This is a genomic window from Baekduia sp. (assembly GCF_035318805.1).
Taxonomy (GTDB): domain Bacteria; phylum Actinomycetota; class Thermoleophilia; order Solirubrobacterales; family Solirubrobacteraceae; genus Baekduia.
Map to the genome: position 1 here is coordinate 18423 of NZ_DATHDY010000007.1, position 22888 is coordinate 41310.

Annotated in this window: 19 protein-coding genes; 6 read left to right on the forward strand and 13 right to left on the reverse strand. The window is 75.0% G+C overall.

What is annotated here, in order from left to right; all coding sequences use genetic code 11:
* Nucleotides 1-3: 3 nt before the first annotated feature.
* The gene (locus VK501_RS00450) at nucleotides 4-810 is read right to left on the reverse strand and encodes a glycosyltransferase family 2 protein (protein ID WP_324333510.1); all 807 of its coding nucleotides are present in this window, start codon (nucleotides 808-810) and stop codon (nucleotides 4-6) included.
* A 167-nt stretch (nucleotides 811-977) separates the two neighbouring features.
* Here VK501_RS00450 and VK501_RS00455 point away from each other — a divergent pair, with 167 nt between their 5' ends.
* Nucleotides 978-1841 carry a class I SAM-dependent methyltransferase gene (locus VK501_RS00455; protein ID WP_324333511.1) on the forward strand — a complete coding sequence of 288 codons (864 nt, stop codon included), beginning with the start codon at nucleotides 978-980 and terminating at the stop codon, nucleotides 1839-1841.
* On the opposite strand, the gene VK501_RS00460 is transcribed toward VK501_RS00455, so the two are convergent.
* Entirely contained in the window at nucleotides 1789-3282 is a 1494-nt protein-coding gene (locus tag VK501_RS00460; protein WP_324333512.1) for a hypothetical protein, read from the reverse strand. The genes VK501_RS00455 and VK501_RS00460 overlap by 53 nt on opposite strands.
* Before the next feature lie 62 nt (nucleotides 3283-3344).
* On the reverse strand, nucleotides 3345-3752 hold the full coding sequence (locus VK501_RS00465) for a hypothetical protein (RefSeq protein WP_324333513.1): 408 nt from the start codon (nucleotides 3750-3752) through the stop codon (nucleotides 3345-3347).
* A gap of 174 nt (nucleotides 3753-3926) precedes the next feature.
* Between VK501_RS00465 and VK501_RS00470 the strand changes: the two genes are divergently transcribed.
* Complete coding sequence (locus VK501_RS00470) at nucleotides 3927-6971, forward strand: BTAD domain-containing putative transcriptional regulator (protein WP_324333515.1); 3045 nt, start codon at nucleotides 3927-3929, stop codon at nucleotides 6969-6971.
* 3 nt (nucleotides 6972-6974) lie between these two features.
* On the opposite strand, the gene VK501_RS00475 is transcribed toward VK501_RS00470, so the two are convergent.
* The 7 genes from VK501_RS00475 to VK501_RS00505 all read right to left on the reverse strand — a co-directional run bounded on the left by VK501_RS00475 (nucleotide 6975) and on the right by VK501_RS00505 (nucleotide 11768).
* Nucleotides 6975-7484, reverse strand: a complete 510-nt coding sequence (locus VK501_RS00475) for an OsmC family protein (RefSeq protein WP_324333517.1) — start codon at nucleotides 7482-7484, stop codon at nucleotides 6975-6977.
* 93 nt (nucleotides 7485-7577) lie between these two features.
* Nucleotides 7578-7895 (reverse strand): hypothetical protein, encoded by a 318-nt coding sequence (locus tag VK501_RS00480; RefSeq protein ID WP_324333519.1) that lies wholly within the window; start codon nucleotides 7893-7895, stop codon nucleotides 7578-7580.
* Nucleotides 7896-8054: 159 nt separating this feature from the next.
* Entirely contained in the window at nucleotides 8055-8729 is a 675-nt protein-coding gene (locus tag VK501_RS00485; protein ID WP_324333521.1) for a dienelactone hydrolase family protein, read from the reverse strand.
* Nucleotides 8730-8748: 19 nt separating this feature from the next.
* The gene (locus tag VK501_RS00490) at nucleotides 8749-9120 is read right to left on the reverse strand and encodes a hypothetical protein (protein WP_324333523.1); all 372 of its coding nucleotides are present in this window, start codon (nucleotides 9118-9120) and stop codon (nucleotides 8749-8751) included.
* 170 nt (nucleotides 9121-9290) lie between these two features.
* Nucleotides 9291-9983, reverse strand: a complete 693-nt coding sequence (locus VK501_RS00495) for a hypothetical protein (RefSeq protein WP_324333524.1) — start codon at nucleotides 9981-9983, stop codon at nucleotides 9291-9293.
* Entirely contained in the window at nucleotides 9980-10852 is an 873-nt protein-coding gene (locus tag VK501_RS00500; protein ID WP_324333526.1) for a PhzF family phenazine biosynthesis isomerase, read from the reverse strand. The genes VK501_RS00495 and VK501_RS00500 overlap by 4 nt, the downstream gene beginning before the upstream one ends.
* A 16-nt stretch (nucleotides 10853-10868) precedes the next feature.
* Nucleotides 10869-11768, reverse strand: coding sequence for a DMT family transporter (locus tag VK501_RS00505; protein WP_324333528.1), 900 nt, complete (start codon nucleotides 11766-11768; stop codon nucleotides 10869-10871).
* A 194-nt stretch (nucleotides 11769-11962) separates the two neighbouring features.
* Between VK501_RS00505 and VK501_RS00510 the strand changes: the two genes are divergently transcribed.
* Nucleotides 11963-14047 carry a RecQ family ATP-dependent DNA helicase gene (locus VK501_RS00510; protein ID WP_324333530.1) on the forward strand — a complete coding sequence of 695 codons (2085 nt, stop codon included), beginning with the start codon at nucleotides 11963-11965 and terminating at the stop codon, nucleotides 14045-14047.
* Nucleotides 14048-14091: 44 nt separating this feature from the next.
* Entirely contained in the window at nucleotides 14092-14457 is a 366-nt protein-coding gene (locus tag VK501_RS00515) for a nuclear transport factor 2 family protein (protein ID WP_324333532.1), read from the forward strand.
* 66 nt (nucleotides 14458-14523) lie between these two features.
* Here VK501_RS00515 and VK501_RS00520 read toward each other — a convergent pair whose 3' ends face one another.
* The gene (locus tag VK501_RS00520) at nucleotides 14524-16767 is read right to left on the reverse strand and encodes an aminodeoxychorismate synthase component I (protein WP_324333534.1); all 2244 of its coding nucleotides are present in this window, start codon (nucleotides 16765-16767) and stop codon (nucleotides 14524-14526) included.
* Between the two features lie 348 nt (nucleotides 16768-17115).
* On the opposite strand from VK501_RS00520, the gene VK501_RS00525 reads away from it, so the two are divergent.
* Nucleotides 17116-18369 (forward strand): PQQ-dependent sugar dehydrogenase, encoded by a 1254-nt coding sequence (locus tag VK501_RS00525; RefSeq protein WP_324333536.1) that lies wholly within the window; start codon nucleotides 17116-17118, stop codon nucleotides 18367-18369.
* On the opposite strand, the gene VK501_RS00530 is transcribed toward VK501_RS00525, so the two are convergent.
* Together VK501_RS00530 and VK501_RS00535 are read right to left on the reverse strand one after the other, a co-directional pair.
* Nucleotides 18348-19787: a wax ester/triacylglycerol synthase family O-acyltransferase gene (locus VK501_RS00530; protein ID WP_324333539.1), complete on the reverse strand. Its 1440-nt coding sequence runs from the start codon at nucleotides 19785-19787 to the stop codon at nucleotides 18348-18350. The genes VK501_RS00525 and VK501_RS00530 overlap by 22 nt on opposite strands.
* A 396-nt stretch (nucleotides 19788-20183) precedes the next feature.
* Nucleotides 20184-21533: an HD-GYP domain-containing protein gene (locus tag VK501_RS00535; protein WP_324333540.1), complete on the reverse strand. Its 1350-nt coding sequence runs from the start codon at nucleotides 21531-21533 to the stop codon at nucleotides 20184-20186.
* A gap of 104 nt (nucleotides 21534-21637) precedes the next feature.
* Between VK501_RS00535 and VK501_RS00540 the strand changes: the two genes are divergently transcribed.
* The gene (locus VK501_RS00540; protein WP_324333542.1) at nucleotides 21638-22849 is read left to right on the forward strand and encodes an MFS transporter; all 1212 of its coding nucleotides are present in this window, start codon (nucleotides 21638-21640) and stop codon (nucleotides 22847-22849) included.
* The last annotated feature ends 39 nt before the right edge of the window (nucleotides 22850-22888 follow it).

The window sequence follows — 22888 nt, forward strand, 5'->3', positions numbered from 1 at the left end:
CCTCTACGTCGCCGCGGGCGTGATCGGGGAGGCCACCGCCGGGCGGTCGGCCGGGCCGCGCAGGTCGGCGCGGAGCCGGCGGAGCTCGCGAAAGGCCCGCAGCACGACGCGCAGGTCCGCACCGCTCTGCTCGCCGGCGACGCGCGGGCGATGCTCGACCCCGAGCTCGCGCACGCGGGCGCCGCGCGCCCGGGCCCGTACGAGCAGCTCGGTGGAGATCATCGCGCCGCTGGAGGTGAGCGGCACCCCCGCGACGGCGTCGCGGCGGATCAGCTTGAACGCGCAGTCGACGTCGCGCACCCGCAGGTCGAACGTGCGCCGGACGAGCCAGTTCCACGCCGCCGCGTTGACGCGGCGGCGCATCGGGTCCTGGCGGTGGATGCGCCAGCCGAGCAGGAAGTCGGCCTCCGCAGTGAGCGGTACGAACTGGTCGAGCTGGTTGAGGTCGAACTGGAGGTCGGCGTCGGTGAGCAGCACCCACGGCATGCGCGCGGCCCGCAGCCCGGAGACGAAGGCGGCGCCATAGCCTCGGTTCTGGCCGTGCTGGACAACCACGACGTGGGGCACGTCCCGCGCCACGTCCCGGGCGATCTCGGCGGTCCCGTCGCTCGAGCCGTCGTCGACGACCACGATCTCGTGCTCCTCGGCGCTGCGCGCCGCAGCGCTCCGGGCGTCGTCGATCGCCGCGGCGATGTTGGGCGCCTCGTCGAAGCACGGCAGCACGACGGTCAGGCCCGGAAGTCGGGCGGCGGGTGGGCCTTCGTCGTGGTCGCGCCGGCCGGCGGGCGCCGCGATGGTCTGCGTGGTCACGGTCTGTGCCTCCAGGGAGATGGCTCGCAATGGAGGCCAGCGTGGGGCCGCGGCGCTTCGCACCGGGTTGGGCATCGATTGGTCTTGTGTTAGCGGCGTCGCGCGCTAACGCGATCCCAACGCGCCGCACGCGCAGCGCACGTCGAGATGCCGTGAGCATCGCCGCCATGACGCACGACGAGCTCCAGGCGATGCTCGCCAGCGACGAGCGCCACTGGTGGTACCGCGGCCGCCGGCGGGTGCTGCGAGCCGAGCTCGACCGGCTCCCGCTCGCACCCGATCCTCGACTGCTCGACGCCGGCTGCGGCTCGGGTCGCACGCTCGACGAGCTGGCCCGCTACGGGCGCGTGTCGGGAATCGACCTCAGCCCGGAGGCGGTCGCGGCCGCCCACCGGCGCGGCCACCGGGATGTGCGGGTCGGCCACGTGGAACGGCTGCCGTTCCCGGACGCGACGTTCGACGTCGTGACGTGCCTGGACGTCGTCGAGCACACGCCCGACGACCGCGCGACGCTCGCCGAGCTGCGGCGGGTGGCGCGTCCCGGCGGCCTGCTGCTGGTCACCGTTCCCGCCTACCAGGCGCTGTGGTCCTGGCACGACGAGGTCAACCTGCACTACCGGCGCTACGACAGCTCGTCGCTGCGCGCGGCGGCGCGTGCGGCGGGCTGGGACGTCGTGGGCGACACCCACTTCAACAGCCTGCTGCTGGGACCGGCCGCCGCGGTGCGCGTCGCGCAGCGCCGACGGCGCCGCCATACGCACTCCGACCTGGACCTCACCCCCCTGCGCCTCAACGGCGTGCTCGAGCTGCCGCTGCGGCTCGAGGCGCGGCTGTTGGCCTCGGGCACGCGCCTGCCGGCCGGCCTCTCGCTGCTCGCCGTCCTGCGCCGTCCCGCTCTGCGCGAGCCGCGGCGCGCTGAAGCGGACCTCTGGCGCGCTGACGGTCCTCGTCATCATCGGCTCCGGCGCCGGTCGAGCGTCACGAGCTCGATCGCCGACGGGTCGGTCCGGGCGACGAGCACGGTGCCCTAGCGCGTGCACGGAAGGTCACGACCGCCAGCGAGCGCGCCGGCAGGTCGAGCAAGTACCGCCGGTTCTGAGGACAGGTGCAGCGCGGCCCGCCGCGCCGGGCGGGGAACCGCCAGACGCCTGCGCAGCCGGTTCGTCGCCCCGACGGGATCGTGACGCGCGCGCGGTTGCGCGCAAGCAGCGCGAGCCGTCGCGCGCCGGAACGGTCGATGGTCGCCCAGGCCCGCAGACCGTCGCCACCGCGGACGTCGACGGCGACCAGGCGGCTGCCCGACGGCGCCGCGCGGGCGAAGGCGAGCATCCCGGCCAGCGGCGGGCGGGCGACCACCCGCGAGCCGGTGACCGCGAACGGCGCGTACTGCGCGCCGCGCCACGTGTGGACGCTGGCTCCGGCTGCGCCGGCGCGCAGGATCGCGAAGAGCGTGTCGGTGAGCCACACGGCGGCCGCGCGGGAGTCGCTGAAGTGCGGGCGCCCGCCGCAGGCCGCCGAGTTGAGCTCGTCGACGCGGAGCGGCAGGCCGTACCGGTGAGCGATCGCCAGCAGCGGCCGCAGACCGGCCACGCGGTCCCGGGAGGCCGCTGAGCTCATGAGCCAGTCCTGCGACGGCGTCGGGGCGCTGCACTGCGGCAGGGCGTACAGGTGCGCGGCGAGCGCACCGGGGCGGCGCCCCCAGCCGCGCAGCAGGCGCGGCAGCGACGGCCACCAGCCGGGGCCCGCGAACCCGCCGACGACCAGGCGCGGGCCCGCCGGTCGCGCGAGCGTGCGGAGATATCCATCGGCCTGCCACGCGTAGGTGGCCACGTCGTAGTGCGCGTCCTTGGTCAGGCGCCGGTGCAGGTGGCCGCCGCGGCGAAAGGTGTGTCCGCGGCGGTAGAGGTCGGGCTCGTTGCCGATCTCCAGCGCGGCGAGGGCGCCGGGCGGCAGGCGGCGGCGGGCCTCGGACGCCATCGCGTCGGCGTTGGCGGGATCGTTCAGGGCGAGGTTCAGCCCCAGCGTCACGGGACCGCCGAGCCTGCGCGCGAGCCAGGCGATGGCGTCCAGGACCCCCGGCCCGACGTCCTGCAGCACGGTCGGCGGGCGCGGACGCCCGGACGGGTTCCACCACGCCTGGTCGCCGGTGTCGCCGCCGATGCGCAGCGCCAGCGGCGTGCCCTGGGCCCGATCCAGCGGCGCCAGCACCCGCGGCAGCGCGCCGCGCCGATCACGCCGCGGGCCGGTGTAGGGCACGACGCTGTCCCACTCGATCGACAGCCCGAGGAAGGACGGCGGCACGACCGGTCCCCGCGCGGCGGTCCGGATCCGCACGACCGCTGTGGCGCCGGTGTGCCGCTGCGAGCCGCCGCCGTCGACGTGGCGCGCCACCACCACGCCGGCTGCGACCGCGATCGCCGCGATGAGCACCATCCCGAGGGCACTTCGCGCCGTGGAGTCCGGCAGCCCCACGGCGCCATGCTACGCCGAGGCCGGCGGGGACCGGTCGGCCTCGGGGTCAATCGGGGCTGCGGTCAGTGCGCGATCGGGGAGTGGGGAAGCGTCTCGTGGCGACGGTGCAGGGCGAGCGCGCTCCCCAGCGCGATGGCCACGAGGCCGAGCGCGCCGCCGGCGCCGATCGCCGCCGAACTCCAGTCGAAGCCGGAGGCCGACTGCGTGGCCACGGCCGGCGCGACGCCGTCCGCCGTCGCGGAGTCCGCGGCGTCGGGCGAGCGCAGATCCTGGACGACCTGCGCCGGAACGTCGCTGGCGTCGGGCGAGCGGAGATCCTGCTGGAAGGCCGGACGGGGCGGTGCGGCAGCCTCGACGGCGTCCGGCGAGCGCATGTCTTGACCCCCGGTCGCGGCGATGGCCGGCCCGGCGAGCGCCGCGCTGCCGAAGGCGACGGCGATGGTGGTGGCGAGACGAGTACGCGGACGCATGGATGTCTTCCTTCGGATCGGTCGACCGCCCGGTGCGGGCGGGCCGCAATGAACCTCCCGACTTCCGGTTTCGCGCCGCCCACGAGCGCCCATTCCTTGCCCATGGCTGCCCAGACCGGGCCGCTTGATGTCGTCCTAGCTCGGGGCGTAGCGTGGGCGACGAGGAAGCGCCACATGGACTTTCGCCTGCTCGGCCCCCTCGAGGTCTCCGACGGTGACCGCACCGTGAAGGTCGGCGAGGGCCGCCAGCGCAGCGTCCTGGCGATCCTGCTCCTGCACCACGACGAGACGGTGATGAGCGATCGGCTCATCGACGCGCTCTGGGGCGAGTGCCCGCCCGCCACCGCCGGCAAGGTGCTGCAGAACCACGTCGCCCACCTCCGGCGCGCGCTCGGCGACCGCGGCGGCGTGCTCCTGCAGACCCGCGGCCACGGGTACGCGCTGCACCTCGACGCCGGCCAGCTCGACGTCGAGTGCTTCGAGCGGCTTGCGCGCCAAGGCGGCGAGGCGCTGGAGCGCGGCGATCCCACGGAGGCCCGCCGGCAGCTCCAGGAGGCGCTCGCGCTGTGGCGCGGCCCCGCGCTCGCCGACCTCGCCTACGAGCCGTTCGCCCAGCCGGAGATCGCCCGGTTGGAGGCGCGGCGCCTGACCGCGCTGGAGCGGCGCCTCGACGCCGATCTCGCCCTCGGCCGCGCCCAGGAGATCGTGCCCGAGCTGGAGGGCCTGGTCGCCGAGCACCCCACGCGCGAGCGCCTGCGCGGCCAGCTGATGCTGGCGCTCTATCGCGCCGGCCGGCAGGGCGAGGCCCTGCAGGTGTACCGCGAGGTTCGCCGCGCGCTGATCGCCGAGCTCGGCCTCGAACCCGGCCCGGCGTTGCGGGACCTCGAGGCGGCCATGTTGCGTCAGGATCCCGCGCTCGCACCGGCGTCCGTCGCGTGGACGGCCATCCGGCGCCGGGAGCAGCAGCGAGGCTTCGGCCTGATCGTCGTCGGCGGCGCGCTGGTGATCGCCGCCGCCATCGCCGCCGCGTTGCTGTCCGGACGCCTCGGCGGGGACGAGGCCGAGCCCGAGCTCCTGCTCGCCGAGGGCCGCGTCGCTGCGGTCGACCCGTCCAGTGGCCGTATCCGAAGCTCCGCGTACGTCCCCGGCAAGCCCGACGCGGTCGCGGCGTCCGGCGGCCGCGCTTGGGTCCAGAGCACGGAGGCGGGGACGCTGACCGGCATCGACCTCGCCCGGGGCGCGGTGGCCGACGTGGTCGCTCCGGGCGGCCGGCTCGGAGCCGTCGCCGCCGCGGCAGGGGCGCTGTGGACCGTCGACGTCGGGCGCCGGCGGCTGCTCGAGCTGCATCCCGGCTACGCGACGCCCGCGCGTCGCGTGCCGCTGCCCGAGCCGCCCGCGACCGGACCGCTGCCGCAGGACCGCAACGGCCCGTGGGCCGTGGCCGCAGGGAACGGCGCGGTCTGGGTGAGCGACGGATCGGCGCGCGTGCTGCGCGTGAACGCCCGCGACGGCAGCGTGCGGCGGCTGGATGTCCAGTACCGGATCAACGACGTCCTGGTCTTCGCGGGGGCGGTCTGGCTGCTGAGTGGGGCGTCGGCCAGCGTGCTGCGTCTCGACGCGCAGGGGCGGGGCCGGCCGGTGCGCATCGACATCGCCGACCGTCGTGGCGTCAACCCGCCGTACCCGACCTCCGTGGCCGCCGGGCTCGGCGCCGTCTGGGTGCTCAACGGCAACACCGCGACGGTCACCCGGATCGATCCCGCCCAGCTGGCCCCGGTGAGCACCGTGCGGATCGGGATCGAGCGCTCTCCCCGGCGCCTCGCCGTCGGCGCCGGCGCCGTCTGGGTGGCCAACGGCGACGGGACGCTCGCGCGGATCGACCCGGCGGGCGGCGTGCCGCGCATCCTGCCGGTGGCGCACGGCCTGAACGATCTCGTCGTGGCGGGAGGCGCGGTGTGGGTCACGGCGACGCAGGGGTCCGGCGCATCGCCGGCCGCGCCCGTCGCCATGAGCGCAGGGCGGCCGACCGTGCGGGCGCTGGCGACGTCGTCGTGCTCGCCGGTCGCGCAGCGCCGGGGCAGCCATCCGCGGCTGCTGATCGCGTCCTCGCTGGCGCTGCAGGGGCCGAGCGCCACCGCGGGCGTGCCGATGACCGAGGCGGTCCGGCAGGCCGTCCGCGACCGCGGGTTCCGGGCGGGGCGCCATCCGCTCGCGTTCCAGGCCTGCGACGACTCGGTCGCCGACCCGCGGCTGGTCGGGATCGCCAAGTGCCGCGCCAACGCGCGGATGTTCGCGCGCAACCCGAGCGTCGTCGGCGTCGTCGGGCCGTTCACCTCGTTCTGCGCCGCGGCGGCGCTGCCGATCCTCAACGGCGCCCGGCCGCCCGTCGCGCTGATCAGCCCGTCCAACACGTACGTCGGCCTGACACGGAGCGGCCCCGGGACACTGGCCGCCGAGCCCGAGCGGTACGCCGCGGGCGGCGTGCGCAGCTACGTGCGCGTCATCGCGCGCGATGACGTCCAGGGCGCCGCGGACGCCCAGCTCGCGCAGCGCCTCGGGGCGCGCCGGGCCTTCGTGGTGCGCGAGCCGCACGCCTACGGCCTCGGGATCGCGATGAGCTTCAGGAGGGCGGCCTGGCGCCTCGGGATACGCGTCGCCGGGGTCGCCGACTGGACGTCGTCGGAGGCGCTGCGCCGGGTCCGCGCCGTGCGCCCCGACACCGTCCTGCTCGCCGGCACGCTCGATGCCCACAGCGCCGACCTGCTCCCCGCGCTGCGGCGGGCGCTCCCCCGGCGAACGCGGTTCATCGCGCCTGACCGCTTCGCCATCGACACCGCCGTCACGACGCTGAGCAATGCGTCCGACGGCCTGTACGTCACGGTGGCCGGCCTGCCGACCGAGCGACTGCCCGTCCGGGGCCGTCGCTTCATCGGGCGGCTGACGACGGCCGTCGGCGGTCCGCCGGACCCCTACTCCGTCTACGCGGCGCAGGCCACGGAGGTGCTGCTCGGAGCGATCGCGACGTCGGACGGCACACGCGCGTCCGTCCGCCGGGCGCTCTTCCGGACGCGCGTGCGGCATGGCCTCGTCGGCGACTTCGCCATCACGCCGTCGGGCGACACCACCGAGCGTTCGGTGTCGGTCTACCGCGTCACCAGGGGCGAGCTGCGCCTCTGGGACGTCGTGCGTCCGCCGCCGAGCCTGCTCCGCCCGCGTTGACGCTCAACGAGCGGCGCGGGTCCAGTCGACCGACAGCGCCGGCGCGCCGGTGAGCGTCTGCAGCACCACGCAATAGCGCTCGGTGAGCTCGACGAGCTTCTCGATCCCGTCGTCCTCGGCGCCGGTGTCGAGCGCGAACCGCAGCCCGATCGCCGCGAAGCCGACCGGTGCTGCGCGGTCGACGCCCAGGGTGCCCCGGAAGTCGAGGACGCCCTCGGCCGTCACCTGCCCTTCCACGTCGATCGCCAGGGCCGTGGCGACGGCCCGCATCGTCACGCCGGCGCACGCCGCGAGCGCCTCGAGCAGCAGGTCGCCCGAGCACAGCTGCGTGCCGTCGCCGCCCGAGGCCGGGTGCAGGCCGGCGACCGCGAGCGCTTGGCCCGTCTGCACCCTGCACGTCACACCCTCGCCGAGGGTGGCGTGCGCGGTCAGGGTCACCAGGGCCGCGGCCGGGTCCTCGCGATAGCGCTCCTTCAGCGGCGCCTGGACGGCCCGCAGCTCATCGTGTCGCACGAGCGTTCTCCTCAGCGGTTGGTGCGGTGCGAGAAGGCGCGGGTGGCGCTCGTGGTCCGCGTGGGTCCCACGATGCGCCACCGCGTCACTCCATCAGGCGTGGACGAGCTCCAGCACGTTGGACTCCGCGCGGTTGACCAGGACCTCACCGGTGAAGGCCTGCGTGCGCTCGAGCTGCACGTCGGCCAGGTGCTCGGCGATGAACTGGGCCGCGAGCTCGTTGGACCGCATCGACGCCTCGCGGTCGGTGAAGACGGTCGTGGTGAACAGGTCGCCCGAGCCGCAGTCGATCAGCTCGTAGGCGACGAAGCCGTCCATCTGCGCGAGCTGGTCGGCGAAATGCTCGTCGGTGGTGTGCGCGATGTCGCGCACGTCGTCGGGGCGACAGCACTGGCGGATGGTGGTGTACACCGCTCCTCCTTCTGCGCGTGGATGAGACAATGGACGTCCGGCACTGCCGGGGCGCGTCGGTCACGAGCCTCCTTCCCGCCACGGGCGACGGCTCTTGGGTGGCGCCGATGCTACGCCGGGTCGCCGGTCGCCGCCAGGCACGCGGTTTGCGCAGGCGACTCAGCGATCGTGTCCCAGGTGCTGCAGGTACCAGTCGCGGGCGAGCACGGCCACGCGCTCGAGCGCGCCCGGCTGCTCGAACAGGTGGGTCGCCCCCGGCACGATCTCGAGGCGGGCCGGGCCTGCGAGCGCGGCCAGGGCCCGCTGGTTGAGGCGCAGGACCTCGTGGTCGTGGCCGCCCACGATCAGCAGCGTCGGGGCGGTGACGCGCCGCAGGGCGTCGCCGGCGAGGTCCGGCCGCCCGCCGCGCGAGACGACGGCGGTCACGCGGTCGGGGCGGTCGGCGGCCGCGACGAGCGCGGCGGCGGCGCCGGTGCTGGCACCGAAGCACCCGACGTCGAGATCGCCGGTGGCCGGGTCCGCCGCCAGCCAGTCGATGCTGGCGATCACGCGCCGTCCCAGCAGTGCGACGTCGAAGCGCAGGTGCCTGGTCCGGAGGTCGACGGCCTCTTCCTCAGCGGTGAGGAGATCGAGCAGGAGGGTGGCGAGACCTGCCTCGTCCAGGACGCGCGCCACCGCGCGGTTGCGCGGGCTGAAGCGCCCGCTGCCGCTGCCGTGGGCGAACACGACGACGCCCCGCGCAGCGGGTGGGACGCCCAGATCGCCGGCCAGCGGGACGCCGTCGGCGGACACGGTGACCGCGCGCGCGACGTCGGTGCCACGCTGCTCCGCCATCGGAGGACGCCCGATCGCCTCAGGCTCCGGAGGGGTAGGTCTCGGGCAGCTCGCCGGCCTTCCACTGGCTGGTGCGCTCGAGCGGTCCGAGCGCGTGCGTCTCGTCGAGGTGGATGACGACGTCGAACTGCTCGCCCAGCCGGGCGTTGAAGGAGTGCAAGATGCGCTCGGTCCCGGGCTGGTACGTGGTGAAGCCGACGAGCAGGGCCTCACAGCCGTGACGCTCGCGGACCAGCCGGCCCACGCACGCCACCTCGAAGGCGACGGGTACGCCCCCGCGCGCCAGGGCCAGGACGACGACGTCGTCGTCGCCGGCGTACTGGCGCAGGTGCTCGGCCAGCAGCCGGCCGGCCTCCTGGCGGTTCCTGAAGCGCTGCTTGACGGCGTCCACCTCTGGCTCCTTGAGGATCCTCGAGCTCTGTGCACGACCGTAGGGCGTGGCCGTGTGCGCGCAAGAGGCTCTGGCCGAGCTGCGGGTGGTGGTCCGGGTTCTGGCCGGGCTGCCGGTGGGTGGCCGCTTCGGCGATGCGGGGCCGTGCGCTCCCGGCCGCGACGCGTTGCTCAGCCGTGGTGGTACCACGGCTCGGCGTCGAGGGCCGTCGCGAGCGCGCCGGCGCCTCCGCTCAGGACCGGTGCGCCGTGCGTGACGAGGACCCGCCGGGCGGGCAGCTCGCGCAGCGGCGCGAGCGTGGGCACGAAGCGGTCGCGGTACCAGGCCACCCGCCTGTCGTCGACGACGTCCTGCGACCAGAGACGCAGCTCGTCGTCCGGCGTGCTGACGAGCGCGTCGCCGAACGCGACGGCGTCGTGGGACGGGATCCAGAGCGGGCGCTCGGTGCGCCTCGGGCGTCCGATCGCGAACGCTCGGACGCCGCCGGGGCCGGCGTCGCCGCCCGGCTCCAGCGGGGTGAAGCAGGCGTCCTCGGCGAGGCGGCTCGCCGCGTTGGGCGGGCCCCAGATGCGCGCGTCGAAGCGCTCGCTCAGCAGCGCAGCGGAGCGCACGTGGTACGCGATCGTGACGAGGACGTGCACCGCGGCGGCGCCGGAGGCGAGCGCGTCGAGCTGGCCCAGGACCTGACCGGCGGCGACCGCGTCGCCGTCGCCGCTCGGGACGAGCGGATCCAGCAGCAGCAGCTCGTCCCCGGCGGTGAGCGCGAAGCTCGCGACCTCCGCGCCGAAGGCCCCGGGATGCCAGTCGGGATGCCGGGCCGTCCAGCGCCAGAGCCCGGGAGCGAGCCGCTTGGGCGGGCTCATGCGTGCGGGATCCGGACGGCGCCACCGGTGACCTGGACGGCGGCGCGCCCCGGTTCGAGGTCGATCAGCAGCCGGCTGGGCCGGCCCATGTCGTCGCCCTGGTGGACGGTCACGCGCACCGGCGGCGTGACCGCGCCGAGCGCGCGCAGGTAGGCCCCGAACGCCGCGGCGGCGGCGCCGGTCGCCGGGTCTTCGACCACGCCGCCGACCGGAAACGGGTTGCGAGCGTGGAACGTCGTCGCGGCCTCGCGCCAGACGAGGTCGACGGTCGTCAGGTCGCGGTCCGACATGTAGGACTTGAGCTCGTCGAAGTCATAGTCCAAGTCGGCGAGCCGCTCGCGCGACGCCGCGGCGAGCACGAGGTGGCGCGCGCCCGCGTAGGCGACCCGTGGCGGGAGGGCCGGATCGAGGTCGTCGCGGGTCCAGCGCAGGGCGGCGAGGGCGGCGTCGACGTCGGCGTCGCCGATCTCCGACACCTCCGGGTCCACGCTCGTCAGCGTGGCGGTGATCGCACGGGCGCCGTCGTCGTCGCCGTCGCCGTCGGCCGCGGTCCGCACGGCGACCGGGCCGGCGGCCGTGCGCAGCAGCACGTCGCCCAGGCCGTCGCGCTGCGCCAGCGCCACCGCCGTGGCGATCGTCGCGTGCCCGCAGAACGGCACCTCGGCGACGGGGCTGAAGTACCGCACGTCGTACTCGCGGTCGGCGCCACCGGTGAGGAAGGCGGTCTCGGAGTAGCCGACGTCGGCGGCGATGGCCTGCATCGCTGCGTCGTCGAGCGCCCCGGCGTCCAGCACGACGCCGGCCGGGTTGCCGCCCCCGGGCACGTCGGTGAACGCGGCGAGGCGCAGGATCTCGGGGTCCGGGCTCATGCCGAGGACACTACGGTCAGCGTCCGCGGCGCGCGAGGGCGGCTCCCGTCAGGCAGAGCGCGCGGCCGGCCAGCGCGAGACCGGGCGGCGTCTCGCCGAAGTAGGCCCAGCCCATCAGGGTCGCCAGCGGCGGGACGAGGTACGTCGTGGCGCCCATGCGTCCCGCGGTCGTGTGCGTCAGCGCGTAGGCCCAGAGCGTGAACGCGATCGCGGTGGGGAAGAGGCCGAGGTAGATCGTCCAGCCGATCGCCTCGCCGCCGGCGTCGGCGCTCTCCTGCACGAGTTGGGGGGTGAACGGGACGCAGCAGATCGCGCCGATGACGCAGGCCAGCCACGTGATCGCCAGCGGTGAGCTGCGGCCCAGCAGCGGCTTCTGGGCGACGACGCCGCCGGCGTAGGTGATCGCCGCGACGAGGCACAGGGCGGCGCCGGCGCTCGCGGCGAGTCCTCCGTCAGACGTGGCGATGCCGATCAGCACGGCGCCCGCGAAGGCGACCGCGCAGCCGATCAGCAGCATGCGCGGGAACCCCTCCTTCAGCAGCACGCCCGCGAGCACGGCGATCAGGACGGGGCCGACGTTGACCAGCATGGCGGCGGTGCCGGCATCGACGTGTCGCTCGGCCTCGTTGAGCGCCACGTTGTAGATCCCGAACCACAGGACGCCGCACAGGATCAGGCGCGGCAGGTCGGCGCGGGGCGGCAGCGGCTCGCGCCGGATCGCGACGAACGCCCCCAGCGCCACGCTGCCGATCAGCAGCCTGGCCAGGGAGAGCGCACCGGCCGAGAAGTCCTGGCCCGCCGCGCGGATCCCGACGAACGCCGAGGCCCACAGCCCGACGGTCGCCAGGGCCGCTCCGAGCACGAGGACGGAGGGCGCCGAGGGCGTTCGGGGTGGGGCGGTGGTGACCGTGGCCATGTGCGGAGGGACGCTGGATCCGGGACGCTTCGGAGCTGGCCGAAGCTTTCGGGGGTGTGGTGGGCAACGGAGCGAGCGTACGTGGCGTGAGGTCACGGGACTGTGGCCGTCTGCGACGAAACGGCGGAGGGCGTGTGCCGCAACTGCGGCGTCCGCGCTCGACGCCCGCGCCTTCCCCTACCGTCATGACACACATGAGCACCGCCATCGACACCCGTGCCGAACAGCTTCTCCAGGCGCTCGCCGGACCCGACGCGCGCTTTCGCGAGCACCAGCTCGACGCGATCCGCGATCTCGTCGACGATCGCGCGCGGGTCCTGTGCGTGCAGCGCACGGGCTGGGGCAAGTCGGCGGTGTACTTCGTGGCGACCGCGCTGCTGCGCGAAGACGGCCCCCACCCACCCGCGGGACCCACGCTCATCGTCTCGCCGCTGCTGGCGCTCATGCGCAACCAGATCGATGCGGCACGCAAGCTCGGTCTGCGCGCGCACACCGTCAACTCGACCAATCGCGACGCATGGAGCGAGGTCGCCGGACTGCTCGAGAACGACGCCGTCGACCTGTTGCTCATCAGCCCCGAGCGGCTCAACAACCCGCAATTCCGCGAGCAGATGCTGCCCATGTTCGCCGAGCGCGTGGGCCTTCTCGTGGTCGACGAGGCGCACTGCATCAGCGACTGGGGGCACGACTTCCGGCCCGACTACCGCCGCATCGGCGACATGCTGGAGCGCCTGCCCGACGGCGTCGGCGTGCTCTGCACGACGGCGACCGCCAACGATCGCGTGGTCGCCGACGTGTCCGAGCAATTGCAGGCCGGGCGCGAGCAGGCCGAGCTGCGGACCTACCGCGGCGCGCTCGGCCGGTCCAGCCTGCGGTTCGAGGTCGTCGACCTCCCGTCGCAGGCCGACCGCCTCGCGTGGCTGGCCCAGCGGCTGCCCGAGCTGCCGGGGTCGGGGATCGTCTACACGCTCACCAAGCGCGACGCCGATCTCGTCGCCACGTGGCTGACGGGCCAGGGCATCGCGGCCGAGGCCTACAGCGGCGAGGTCGAGACCGACCGCCGGGTGGACGTCGAGGACCGGCTGTTGCGCAACGAGCTGAAGGCCGTCGTGGCCACGAGCGCGCTGGGCATGGGCTATGACAAGCCCGACCTGGGGTTCGTCGTGCACTACCAGGCGCCCGGCTCGGTGATCTCCTACTACCAGCAGGTCGGCCGTGCCGGGCGCGGCATCGAGCGCGCCGAGGTCGTGCTGCTGCGGGGCGCCGAGGACAAGCGCATCCAGGACTTCTTCATCGAGCAGGCCTTTCCGCGTCGGGAGGTCGTCGACCGCGTCCTCGAGCACCTCGAGGCCGTCGGCCACGACGGCGCGACCACGCAGGAGCTGATGGCGCAGGTCAACCTCGGCCGCGGGCGGATCGAGGGCTTGTTGAAGGTGTTGGACGTCGAGGGCGCGGTGGACCGCAACGGCTCGCGTTGGCTGGCTTTTCCGGGCGGCGCCTGGACCTACGACGGCGAGCGCTACGGCCGCATCACCGAGCTGCGCCGGCGCGAGCAGGCCGCGATGGCGGGGTTCGGGACCGACGGGCGCTGCCTGATGCGCGCGCTGCAGGAGGAGCTCGACGATCCGGACCCACAGGACTGCGGGCGCTGCTCGGTCTGCGCCGGTGCGCGCTTCAATGGATCACTCGACGCGACCATGGTGCGCGACGCCGCGCTGCATCTGCGCTCGCGGCCGGTGCTGCTCGAGGTCAAGAAGATGGCGCCCGACGCCGACGGCCGCATGAAGAAGGTGCCCGAGCATGTGCGCGCCGAGGAGGGCCGCGCGCTGGCACGGCTCGGCGACGGCGGCTGGGATCCGCTCATCCAGGCCGGACGCTCCGGCGGGCAGTTCGACGACGAGCTGGTCGCCGCCGCAGCCGAGGCGGTGCGTCGCTGGAACGTGCCGCTGGGATGGGTGACGGCGGTGCCGTCACAGCGCAGCGGCGCGCTCGTGCCGGACTTCGCGGCCCGCCTGGCGGGCGCGCTCGGGCTGCCGTGCGCGCCGGTGCTCCAGCGCGTGACCGACGGGCCTCCGCAGCGCGAGATGGCCAACGCGGCGCAGCAGGTCGCCAACGTCCGCGGCGCCTTCGCGGTGGCCGGAGAGCTGCCGCAGGGGCAGTCGGTGCTCCTGGTCGACGACATCCGGTTCAGCGGCTGGACGCTGGCGATGGTGGCCGGGCAGCTGCGCCAGAAGGGCGCCGGGCCGGTCTTCCCGTTCGCGCTGGCGACGGCGTTCTGAGCGGGCCTTGATTCGCAACTGAGTGGTTGCGTATCCTGGGGCGCATGGAACGCGACGACCGACTCCGCGCCACGTACGACGCCTTCAACGCCCGGGACATCGAGGGCGTCCTGCGCCAGCTGACCGCCGACGTCGACTGGCCCAACGCCTGGGAAGGCGGTCGCGTCCACGGCCACGACGGCGTCCGCGACTACTGGACGCGCCAGTGGGCGGCCATCGACCCGAGCGTGCAGGTGGTGGCACTCACGGCACGACCGGATGGCCGCGTCGCCGTCGAGGTCCAGCAGTCGGTCCGCGATCTCGATGGCGCGCTGCTCGGCGAGGGCCGGGTGCTGCACATCTACACCTTCCGCGGTGACCTGGTGGAGCGGATGGACGTCGAGGAGGAGCTCCCCCGGCGCGCGGAGTGATGCCGCAGGTGGAGCGGATCGACGTCGAGGAGGAGCTCCTCCGGGACGCGCACCGATCCGGCGGGTTCAGCGTGGCGAGGGGTCGAGGCGATCGATGAGCGTTCGCAAGCGTTCGTCGGGGAGCGGCAGCGTGGTCGGGCCGATGCCTGCCGTCGCCTCCAGGCCGCGGAGCGCGCCGGAGGTCAAGATCGCGTCGGCGGTCGCCAGGTCGTCGAGCGACAGCGGGCGCTCGCGGGTGGGGATCCCGAGCGTCGCGGCCTGGGCGAGCACGCGCGCTCGCGTGACGCCCGGCAGGATCCGGCCGTCGAGCGGCGGCGTGACGAGCTGACCGTCGTAGACGACGAAGACGTTCGCGCGCGTGGTCTCGAGCACGCCGCCGTCGAGGTCGACGAGCAGCGGCAACGCCGGGGTGACCGCGCCGGCCAGCGCGTCGACGAGGCGCCGGTCGCGCCATTTGTGCGCACCCAGGCCACCGGGGACCACGACCGGCGCCAGCGTCGCGGGCGCGCCCGCCGCCGGCAGCGGCGCGGCCTCCAGCGCGACGTCGCCCTCGGCGCCGAGCACGATCCGGATCCGGCACGGCCCACCCTGCTCGAGCGCGGCGTGCTCCAGCAGCGCGGGCAGCGCCGGCGACAACGACACGCCGTACAGCTCGCGCGCCGACCGCGCGAGCCGCGCGAGATGGTCCTCCGCCGCGACGGCCGCGCCGTCCCGGACCAGCACCGTCTCGAAGACGCCCCCGGCCGGATCGGGCCTCGGCGTCGGGTGCACCCCGAGGCGGAGCGGGAGCGGCGGGCGGCGGGCGTGCGCCGGGCCGGCCTCGCGCCCGGCCGCGCCGGCAGCGCGCCCGGCCGGGCCAGCTGCGCGGTAGGCCGGGCCAGCCGCGCGCTGGGACCCGTCGCCCCCGCGCGGGGCCCCGTCGCCCGGGCGCTCGCCCCGATCGCCCGCGCCCTCGGGCGCGTCGTCGACCTCCAGCGTCGCGCCGATCGCGGTCAGCAGCGGCCGCGCCTTGGCGAGGCACTCGGCTGCCTCGGCGTCGGGGTCGGAGTCGGCGACGACGCCGCCGCCGACATCGAGCCAGACGTCGCCGTCGCGGCATTCGAAGGTGCGGATCGCGACGCTGAGCGCCAAGCCGGCGGCCGGGCTGGCGAAGCCGATCGCGCCGCAGAACGCCTGGCGTGCCGTCGACTCCAGCTCGCTGATGACGTCCATCGCCGCGAGCTTCGGCGCGCCGGTGACAGAACCCGGGGGAAACAATGCGGAGACCAGCTCACCGTCGCCGATCCCGCGCGCCCGGCGGCCCACGACCTCGGACACGAGATGCCACACGCCGGCGTGCGGGCGCACCTCGGCCAGCGCCGCGACCGCGACCGAGCCGGGCGTGCTCACCCGGCCAAGGTCGTTGCGCATCAGGTCGACGATCATCACGTTCTCGGCGCGGTCCTTGGCGGCCGAGGCGAGCTCGGCGCGCTGCGTCTCGGCGGCCTCCGGGTCGGCCGGACGTGGTCGCGTCCCCTTGATCGGCGCGCTGCGCACGGTGTCTCCGCGACGCTCCACGAACAGCTCCGGCGACAGGCTCGCCACCGCGCCCCACGGACCGCTCAGCCACGCTGCGCGGTCGGGGGCGAGCGCGGCGACGCCGCGCGTGAGGAGGTCGACGGGATCGCCCTGCAGGGTCGCGCGCAGGCGCAGCGACAGGTTGGCCTGGAACAGGTCGCCGGCGGCGATCCGCTCGCGACATGCCGCGACCGCGCGTGCATGGCCGGCGGGAGACGGCGTGGCCCGCCAGGGTCCCGGGGCGACCGCGCTCGCCTCACCCCGCTCCGCCACGCCGGCGGCCAGGCGCTCGCGCAGCACGTCGAGGCGCCGCTGCAGCGCGTCGGCGCGGGCGTCGGTCCACAGCGCCTCGAACCACCAGCGGCCGTCGTGATCAAGTCGCAGCACATGGTCGTGGAAGGCGAGGACGGCGTCGGGGAGCCGCTCCGGCGCGGGCGGCGGGGGTGACAGCGTCTCGAGCCGCCGCCCCAGCCCGTAGCCCAGCATCCCGAACCAGCCGCCGCCGACGAAGCCCGCGGGCGCGCCCGTGAGGGCCGGCTGCTGGTCGAGCAGGGCGAAGGGGTCCTCGTCGTCGCGGGCGACGCGGACCGGCTCGCTGCCGACCAGCGCCGCGGCACCGCCCCAGCGGCCCACGAGCGCGAACGGCCGGTGGTCGCCGTGCACCAGCAGGGCGGCGCGGGCGGGCTCGACCGTCCCCTCGAGGGCGATCCGGACGGCACGCGCGGCGGCGGTGGACGCAGCGGCGGAGGGCACACACCCATTCTCGTGCAGGCGGCGCCGTACCGGCCGCGTGGCCGAGGGCCGCGCCGGTCGTCCGCGATTGCAGGGGTTCGGGCGATCCGTGCGCGATCGACCCCCATATGCGGGGTCGATCCGGCATGCGTTCTCGTTGGCGATCGCGAAGCGGCGATTCACGCCCGAACGATCCCCGCGGCGCCGGCGGCAGACCGACCGCGCCGGCACCCGCCCGAACCGCTCCTCGCCGGCGACGGCGGGGATCGCCGCGGCGACCGCGGGTCCGTGGACGCTGCCGCCGGCATGGCGAGCACGCACAGCCCGAGCACCGACCGGCGCGTCGCCGCCGTTTGGCATGCTGGCCCGATGCTCCACCCCGCGCTCCCGTCCGCCGCCCTGCTGGCCGCCGTGGCGCTCGTCGCCTGTGGCAGCGACGGCGACCGCGCCGGTGCCCAGACGGGCGACCACGCGGCGGCTCCGGCCGCGCAGGCGCCCGCGTCCACCGACCTGCGCACCGCGACCGACCCCGGGCCCGGCGCCCAGGCCGCCGCCGGCCGCGGCGTCAGGCTGGTCAAGGTCGGCGACTTCACCCAGCCGCTCTACGTCACCGCGCCTCCCGGCGACCGCCGCCGCGTGTTCGTCGTCGAGCAGCCCGGCCGCATCCGGCTCGTGCGCGGCGGCAAGCAGGCCGGCACCTTCCTCGACGTCCGCGACCAGGTGACCGCCGGCGGCGAGCAGGGCCTGCTCGGGCTCGCCTTCGGGCCCGACTACGCGACCTCCGGGTTGTTCTACATCTACTTCACGGGCACCGACGCCAAGGAGCGCCTCGTCGAGTACCGCCGCCGCACCGACGACGTCGCCGACCCCGCAAGCGCCCGCACCCTCTTCGTCCACGACGACCCCGAGCCCAACCACAACGGCGGCCAGCTCGCCTTCGGCCCCGACGGCCTCCTGTACGTCGGCACGGGCGACGGGGGCGGCGGCAACGACCAGCACGGGTCGCGCGGCAACGCGCAGGACCTCGCGTCGCCGCTGGGCAAGATCCTGCGGATCGACCCTCGCGCCGCCGACGGCAAGCCGTTCAGCGCCCCGCCGTCCAACCCGTTCGTCGGCGTCGCCGGCGCGCGTCCCGAGATCTACGCCTACGGCCTGCGCAACCCGTGGCGCTTCTCGTTCGATCGCGTCCGCGGCGACCTCGCGATCGGCGACGTCGGCCAGGACGCCGTCGAGGAGATCGACTTCGTGCGCAAGGGCAAGGGCCGCGGCGCGAACTTCGGCTGGCGCCCGTTCGAGGGCCGCAACCGCCTGTTCGACGAGCGGGCGCCCGGGGCGATCGGGCCCGTGCTGACCAAGACGCACGACGACGGCTGGTGCTCGATCACCGGCGGCTACGTCGTACGCGACAAGGGCGTGCCCGGGCTCCTCGGGCGCTACGTCTACGGCGACTTCTGCAAGGGCGAGCTGCGCAGTGCACGGCTGTCGGCGGGCCGTGCGGCCGACGATCGCCCGATCGCCGGGCTCGACACGGTCTCCGGTCTGGACTCGTTCGGCGAGGACGCGGCCGGCCGCGTCTACGTGGTCTCGCAGTCCGGCCCGGTCTATCGGTTCGCCGCGCGCTGACGCCGCGCTCGCGCCCGGGCGGCCCACGGCGTCTGGCCCGACCCGCCGGTGCCGCCGGTCCCGTCCCGTGGCGGGGCCTCGCCCCGGTACAGCGTGTCGAACGCCGCCTCCAGCGCCCGCGCGGTCGCGGCGACGTCGGGCAGGACCGCCGCGTCGGCGGCCAGCCCGAGCTGCAGGCGCCCCGCGTAGGACACGGCGCCGATGGACAGCGCGTGTCCGTGCAGCAGCGGGACCATGGGGTGGATGGCGACCAGCGGCCGGCCCAGGAGCGAGAGCTCGATCGGCGGCCCCGGGACGTTGGAGATCACGAGGTTGAACCCGACCGCCCGGACCGCCGCTCGGGTCAGCAGCCGCCGGCCGCTGCCCGAGAGCGCCTCGGCCGCGCGGGCGACCGCCTCCAGCGCGCCCGCGTCGCCGCCCTCCTTGGCGGCCGCGGTCCGCGCGCGGACCACGCGCAGCACCCGCGCGGGGTCGGGCTCGCCGACCGGCAGCTCGACGGGCAGGAACGAGATCTGGTTGCCGAGCGCGCCCGGGTCGTCGGCTCGCACGCTGATCGGGACGAGCGCGCGCAGGGTGTCGGGGCGGTCGCCGCGGCGCCGCAGCTCGGCACGGAGCGCCAGCGTCGAGGCGGCCAGCAGCACGTCGTTGACCGTCGCGCCGGCGCGACGGCCCGCCTCGCGGACGGTGTGAAACGGCACCGAGGCGAAGGCGACGGCGCGCTCCGCCGTGGCGGAGCGATCCAGGCTCGTCGGGGACACGGGGCGCGCGAACGACTCGACCGTCCGGGCCGCGTCGCGCAGCGCTCCCGCCGCGCCCGTCCCGAGTGCCGCCCGCGACAGATCCAGCGCGGTCGCCGTCGCGGCACGGACGCGGGCGCCGAGCGTCGTCCGCGCCGCCTCGCCCTCCGACGGCGCCCGCTGCGGCGCCCAGCCTGGCGCGCACCCGTCGTCGCCCCGCGCCTCGGGGTCGCCGAACAGCAGCAGCGCGACCTCCACCGCCGCGATGCCGTCGACCAGCGCGTGGTGGGCCTGGCCCACCAGGGCGAACCCGCCGCTCCGCAGGCCGTCGACCAGGTAGATCCGCCACAGCGGCCGCCCGGCCGGCAGGGGCTGCGACAGCAGCGCGCCCGCGACGTCGAGCAACTCGGCCTCCCCGCCCGGGGCGGCCAGCGTCACCCGGAACGCGTGGTGGGCGACGTCGAAGCCGGGATCGTCGACCCAGCACGGCGCGCCCAGCAGTGGACGCGCCAGGCGCCGGCGGAAGCGCGGCACCGCGTGCAGGCGCGCGTCGAGGTGACGGCGCAGCCCGGCCAGCGACGGAGGCGCGCCGTCGAAGCGCAGCGTCCAACCGACGTGCAGCGGCGCCTGCGGCGTCTCGAGGTCCAGGAAAGCCAGGTCCAGCGCGGTCGGACGGTCCACGAGCGCCCATCCTCTCGCACAAACGTCCAACCGTGGGGGACTTCGCCTCAAGGTTGTTCGACAGCTGCCGTTTAAAGGCGAGAGGCGCCCATTTCTGGACGCCTCACAAGGTTCGCCGTGTAGGAACTTTAGTTCTTGTAACCCACGGTGCACCCCCAAGAGTTCGCGCTGCGCACCACCGCAGCGACTAGCGGACGGACGGATATCCCGACGACACGGCGCCCGCCTGCCAGCTGCGGCGCCGTTTCGTCATGCGGGCCGCAAGTTTCCTGGCCAAACGTCCTCCGCGCCATCCCCACTTCTGGGGATCGGACACTCCAGTAGACGGATGTCCTAGGTCACGGGGATTATGTGCCCAGGCGTCCAGACGCCGCGAGGCCCACCCAATCGGGGGACTCAGGCGGCCTGAGGCAGGGCGTAGCCCCGCACACGGGCGTCGAAGTCGAGCTCGCGCTCGAAGTCTGCGTCCGTCGTGTGCTGGAACTGCAGGCCGCTGCGCTCGACGATGCGGATGAACGCCTCGACCAGCTCGCCGTCGAGCTGGGCGCCCGAGACGCGCCGCAGCTCGGCGATCGCCTCGGCCTGGCTGACCGGATCGCGATAGGAGTCGCGGGCGGTCATCACGTCGTAGGTGTCGGCGATGGAGATCATCCGCGACAGCAGCGGGATCTGCTCGCCGGTGAGGCCGCGGGGGTAGCCCCGGCCGTCGATGCGCTCGTGGTGGGCGAGGATGATCTCGGCCACCGGGCCGTAGCCGTTGATGCGCCGCACGAGCCGCGCGCCCTGGTAGGGGTGCGTCCGCACGATCTTCCAGTCGTCCTCGTCGAGCTTGCGGTTGGCGAGCAGGATCCGGTCGGGGAAGGCGAACTTGCCGATGTCGTGCAGGAGGCCGGCGGTGTGGACCAGCTCCTGCTCGGCGGCGTCGCAGCCGATCTCCTCGGCGATCGCGCGGGCATAGCGCGCGACGGCGGCCGAGTGGCGTGCCGTCATGCGGTCGCGCAGCGACAGCGTCTGGACCAGCGCGGCGAGCACGCCGACCTGCAGCGAGGCGAGCTGGGTGGAGCGCGCCTGCAGCTGCTCGGCGCGGTCCTGGGACAGCAGCAGCTCCCGGGTCAGGACCTGGAAGAGGAACAGCGCCGCGAGGACGGCGACGAGGGCCGGCAGGCCGACGGCCTGGTAGGTCGCGGCGGTGAGGACGGTGAGCGCGCACGCCATGGCCTCCGACGGCGCGAGCGGCAGCAGGATCGTGCGCATCGACCGGCCCAGCGGCACCCCGTCGGTCCAGATGTGCGGCACCGCGATCAGCAGGAAGTTCAGGAGGTTGACGCCGACGTAGATGCCGGCGACGCCGAGCGCGAGCGTCAGCTCGTCGGCGTCCCCCAACCCGAGCGCGCGGGCGGCGAGCCCGCCGGCCAGCGGGAAGGTGGTGAACGTGCTCGCGTTGGCGAGCAGCAGCGCGGGCTTGCCGCGCAGGCGGCGCGCGTCGGTCGCGACCGTCAGCAGCCCGATCGCCACCGCAGGCGCGGGACCGAGCAGGACCATCGCCAGCACCAGCGCGATGAACGACCCCGTGAGCCGCATGCTCGCGGTCTCGATCGCGGTCGCGTCGGAGGCCACGGCAAGCGCGGCCAGCAGCACGACGAGCTCTGCCGGCTGCCAATCGGCAGCACGGGACGTCAGCGCCACAACGGCGAGCGATGACGCGAGCAGCACGGTCTGTGCGGCGACTAGGGTCCTACGGCCCATTACGCCCTGCTTATCGGCCTACTCCCGCAAATCCTTAGTGGTCGGGCGGGGTGGCCGGACCGCGGTTGCGCCGCCGAGCCGTCTAGATTGACCTCGTGCCACCGGTGAGGAGATCGCTGCGGGTCCGGGGGTTCCCGGCGCTCGCCACGAGCTACGCGATCAACGAGCTCGGGGACAATCTCGGGGTCATCGCGCTGGCGATCCTCGTCCTGGATCGGACCGACTCGGCCCTGGCCGTCACCGCGCTGTTCGTCGCCGGGAAGTTCATCCCCGCGTTCGCGGCGCCGGCGCTGACCGCGGGCCTCGACCACCAGCGCGTCAGCCGCGTGCTGCCGGCGCTCTATGCGCTGGAGGCGGGCGCGTTCGCCTCGCTGGCGGCGATCACCGACGCGTTCTGGCTGCCGGCCATCCTGGCCTTCGCGTTCGCCGACGGGCTCCTGGCCCTGACCGCGCGCGGCCTCTCGCGCGGTGCCATCGCCGCAGTGCTCACCCCGCACGACGCGCTCCGCGAGGGCAACGCCCTCATCAACGTCGTCTTCGCCGTCATGAGCGCGGCGGGGCCCGTGCTGGCGGGGCTCATCGTCCACGAGTGGGGGGTGGCGACGGCGCTGTGGCTCGACGCCGGGTCGTTCCTGGCCGTGGCGCTCCTGCTGGTCGCCAGCGCGCGGAGCCTGCCCGAGCCGCCGGCGGGTCCGCGGGAGAGCTGGCGCGCGCGCGTGCGTGACGGCCTGGAGTACGTGCGGGGGCACCCGGTCGCCGGGCGGCTCATCGCCGGCCAGGCGGTGGCGATCCTCTTCTTCACGCTGATCATCCCGATCGAGGTCGTCTACGCGAAGGAGACGCTCGACTCCTCGAGCCTCGGGTTCGGCATCCTGATCGCGTCCTGGGGCGTGGGGATCCTGCTCGGCTCGGCGCTGTTCGCGCGGATGCAGACGACATCGCTGGGGACGCTCGTGCTCGCGTCGACCGCCGCGATCGGCGCCGCCTACGCCGTGATGGCGGGCGCGCCGACGCTGCTGATCGCCTGCCTGGGCTCGGTGCTCGGCGGCACCGGCAACGGCATCCAGTGGGTCGCGGTGATGACGGCGCTGCAGGAGGCCGTCGAGGAGCGCTACCAGGCGCGCACCGCCGGGTTGCTCGAGTCGGCGGCGGCCGCGGTGCCGGGTGTGGGCTACATCGTCGGCGGCGTGCTGACGGCGGCGGTCTCGCCCCGGCTGGCCTACGCCGTCTCGGCGCTGGGCGTCGCGGTCGTGGTGCTCGTCTGGGCGCGCAGGCCGATCGTGCCCGAGCGCGTCCCCGCGCCCGCACGCCCCTAGGGGTGCCGTAGGCGGCCAGCGAGGCCGAGGCCCACGATG

Excerpts from the sequence above, each read along its gene's own strand:
- VK501_RS00465 (WP_324333513.1), bottom strand. The coding sequence starts at position 3,752 with ATGCGTCCGCGTACTCGTCTCGCCACCACCATCGCCGTCGCCTTCGGC.
- VK501_RS00535 (WP_324333540.1), bottom strand. The coding sequence starts at position 21,533 with ATGGGCCGTAGGACCCTAGTCGCCGCACAGACCGTGCTGCTCGCGTCA.
- VK501_RS00515 (WP_324333532.1), top strand. The coding sequence starts at position 14,092 with ATGGAACGCGACGACCGACTCCGCGCCACGTACGACGCCTTCAACGCC.
- VK501_RS00455 (WP_324333511.1), top strand. The coding sequence starts at position 978 with ATGACGCACGACGAGCTCCAGGCGATGCTCGCCAGCGACGAGCGCCAC.
- VK501_RS00500 (WP_324333526.1), bottom strand. The coding sequence starts at position 10,852 with ATGAGCCCGGACCCCGAGATCCTGCGCCTCGCCGCGTTCACCGACGTG.
- VK501_RS00470 (WP_324333515.1), top strand. The coding sequence starts at position 3,927 with ATGGACTTTCGCCTGCTCGGCCCCCTCGAGGTCTCCGACGGTGACCGC.
- VK501_RS00525 (WP_324333536.1), top strand. The coding sequence starts at position 17,116 with ATGCTCCACCCCGCGCTCCCGTCCGCCGCCCTGCTGGCCGCCGTGGCG.
- VK501_RS00505 (WP_324333528.1), bottom strand. The coding sequence starts at position 11,768 with ATGGCCACGGTCACCACCGCCCCACCCCGAACGCCCTCGGCGCCCTCC.
- VK501_RS00495 (WP_324333524.1), bottom strand. The coding sequence starts at position 9,983 with ATGAGCCCGCCCAAGCGGCTCGCTCCCGGGCTCTGGCGCTGGACGGCC.
- VK501_RS00510 (WP_324333530.1), top strand. The coding sequence starts at position 11,963 with ATGAGCACCGCCATCGACACCCGTGCCGAACAGCTTCTCCAGGCGCTC.
- VK501_RS00485 (WP_324333521.1), bottom strand. The coding sequence starts at position 8,729 with ATGGCGGAGCAGCGTGGCACCGACGTCGCGCGCGCGGTCACCGTGTCC.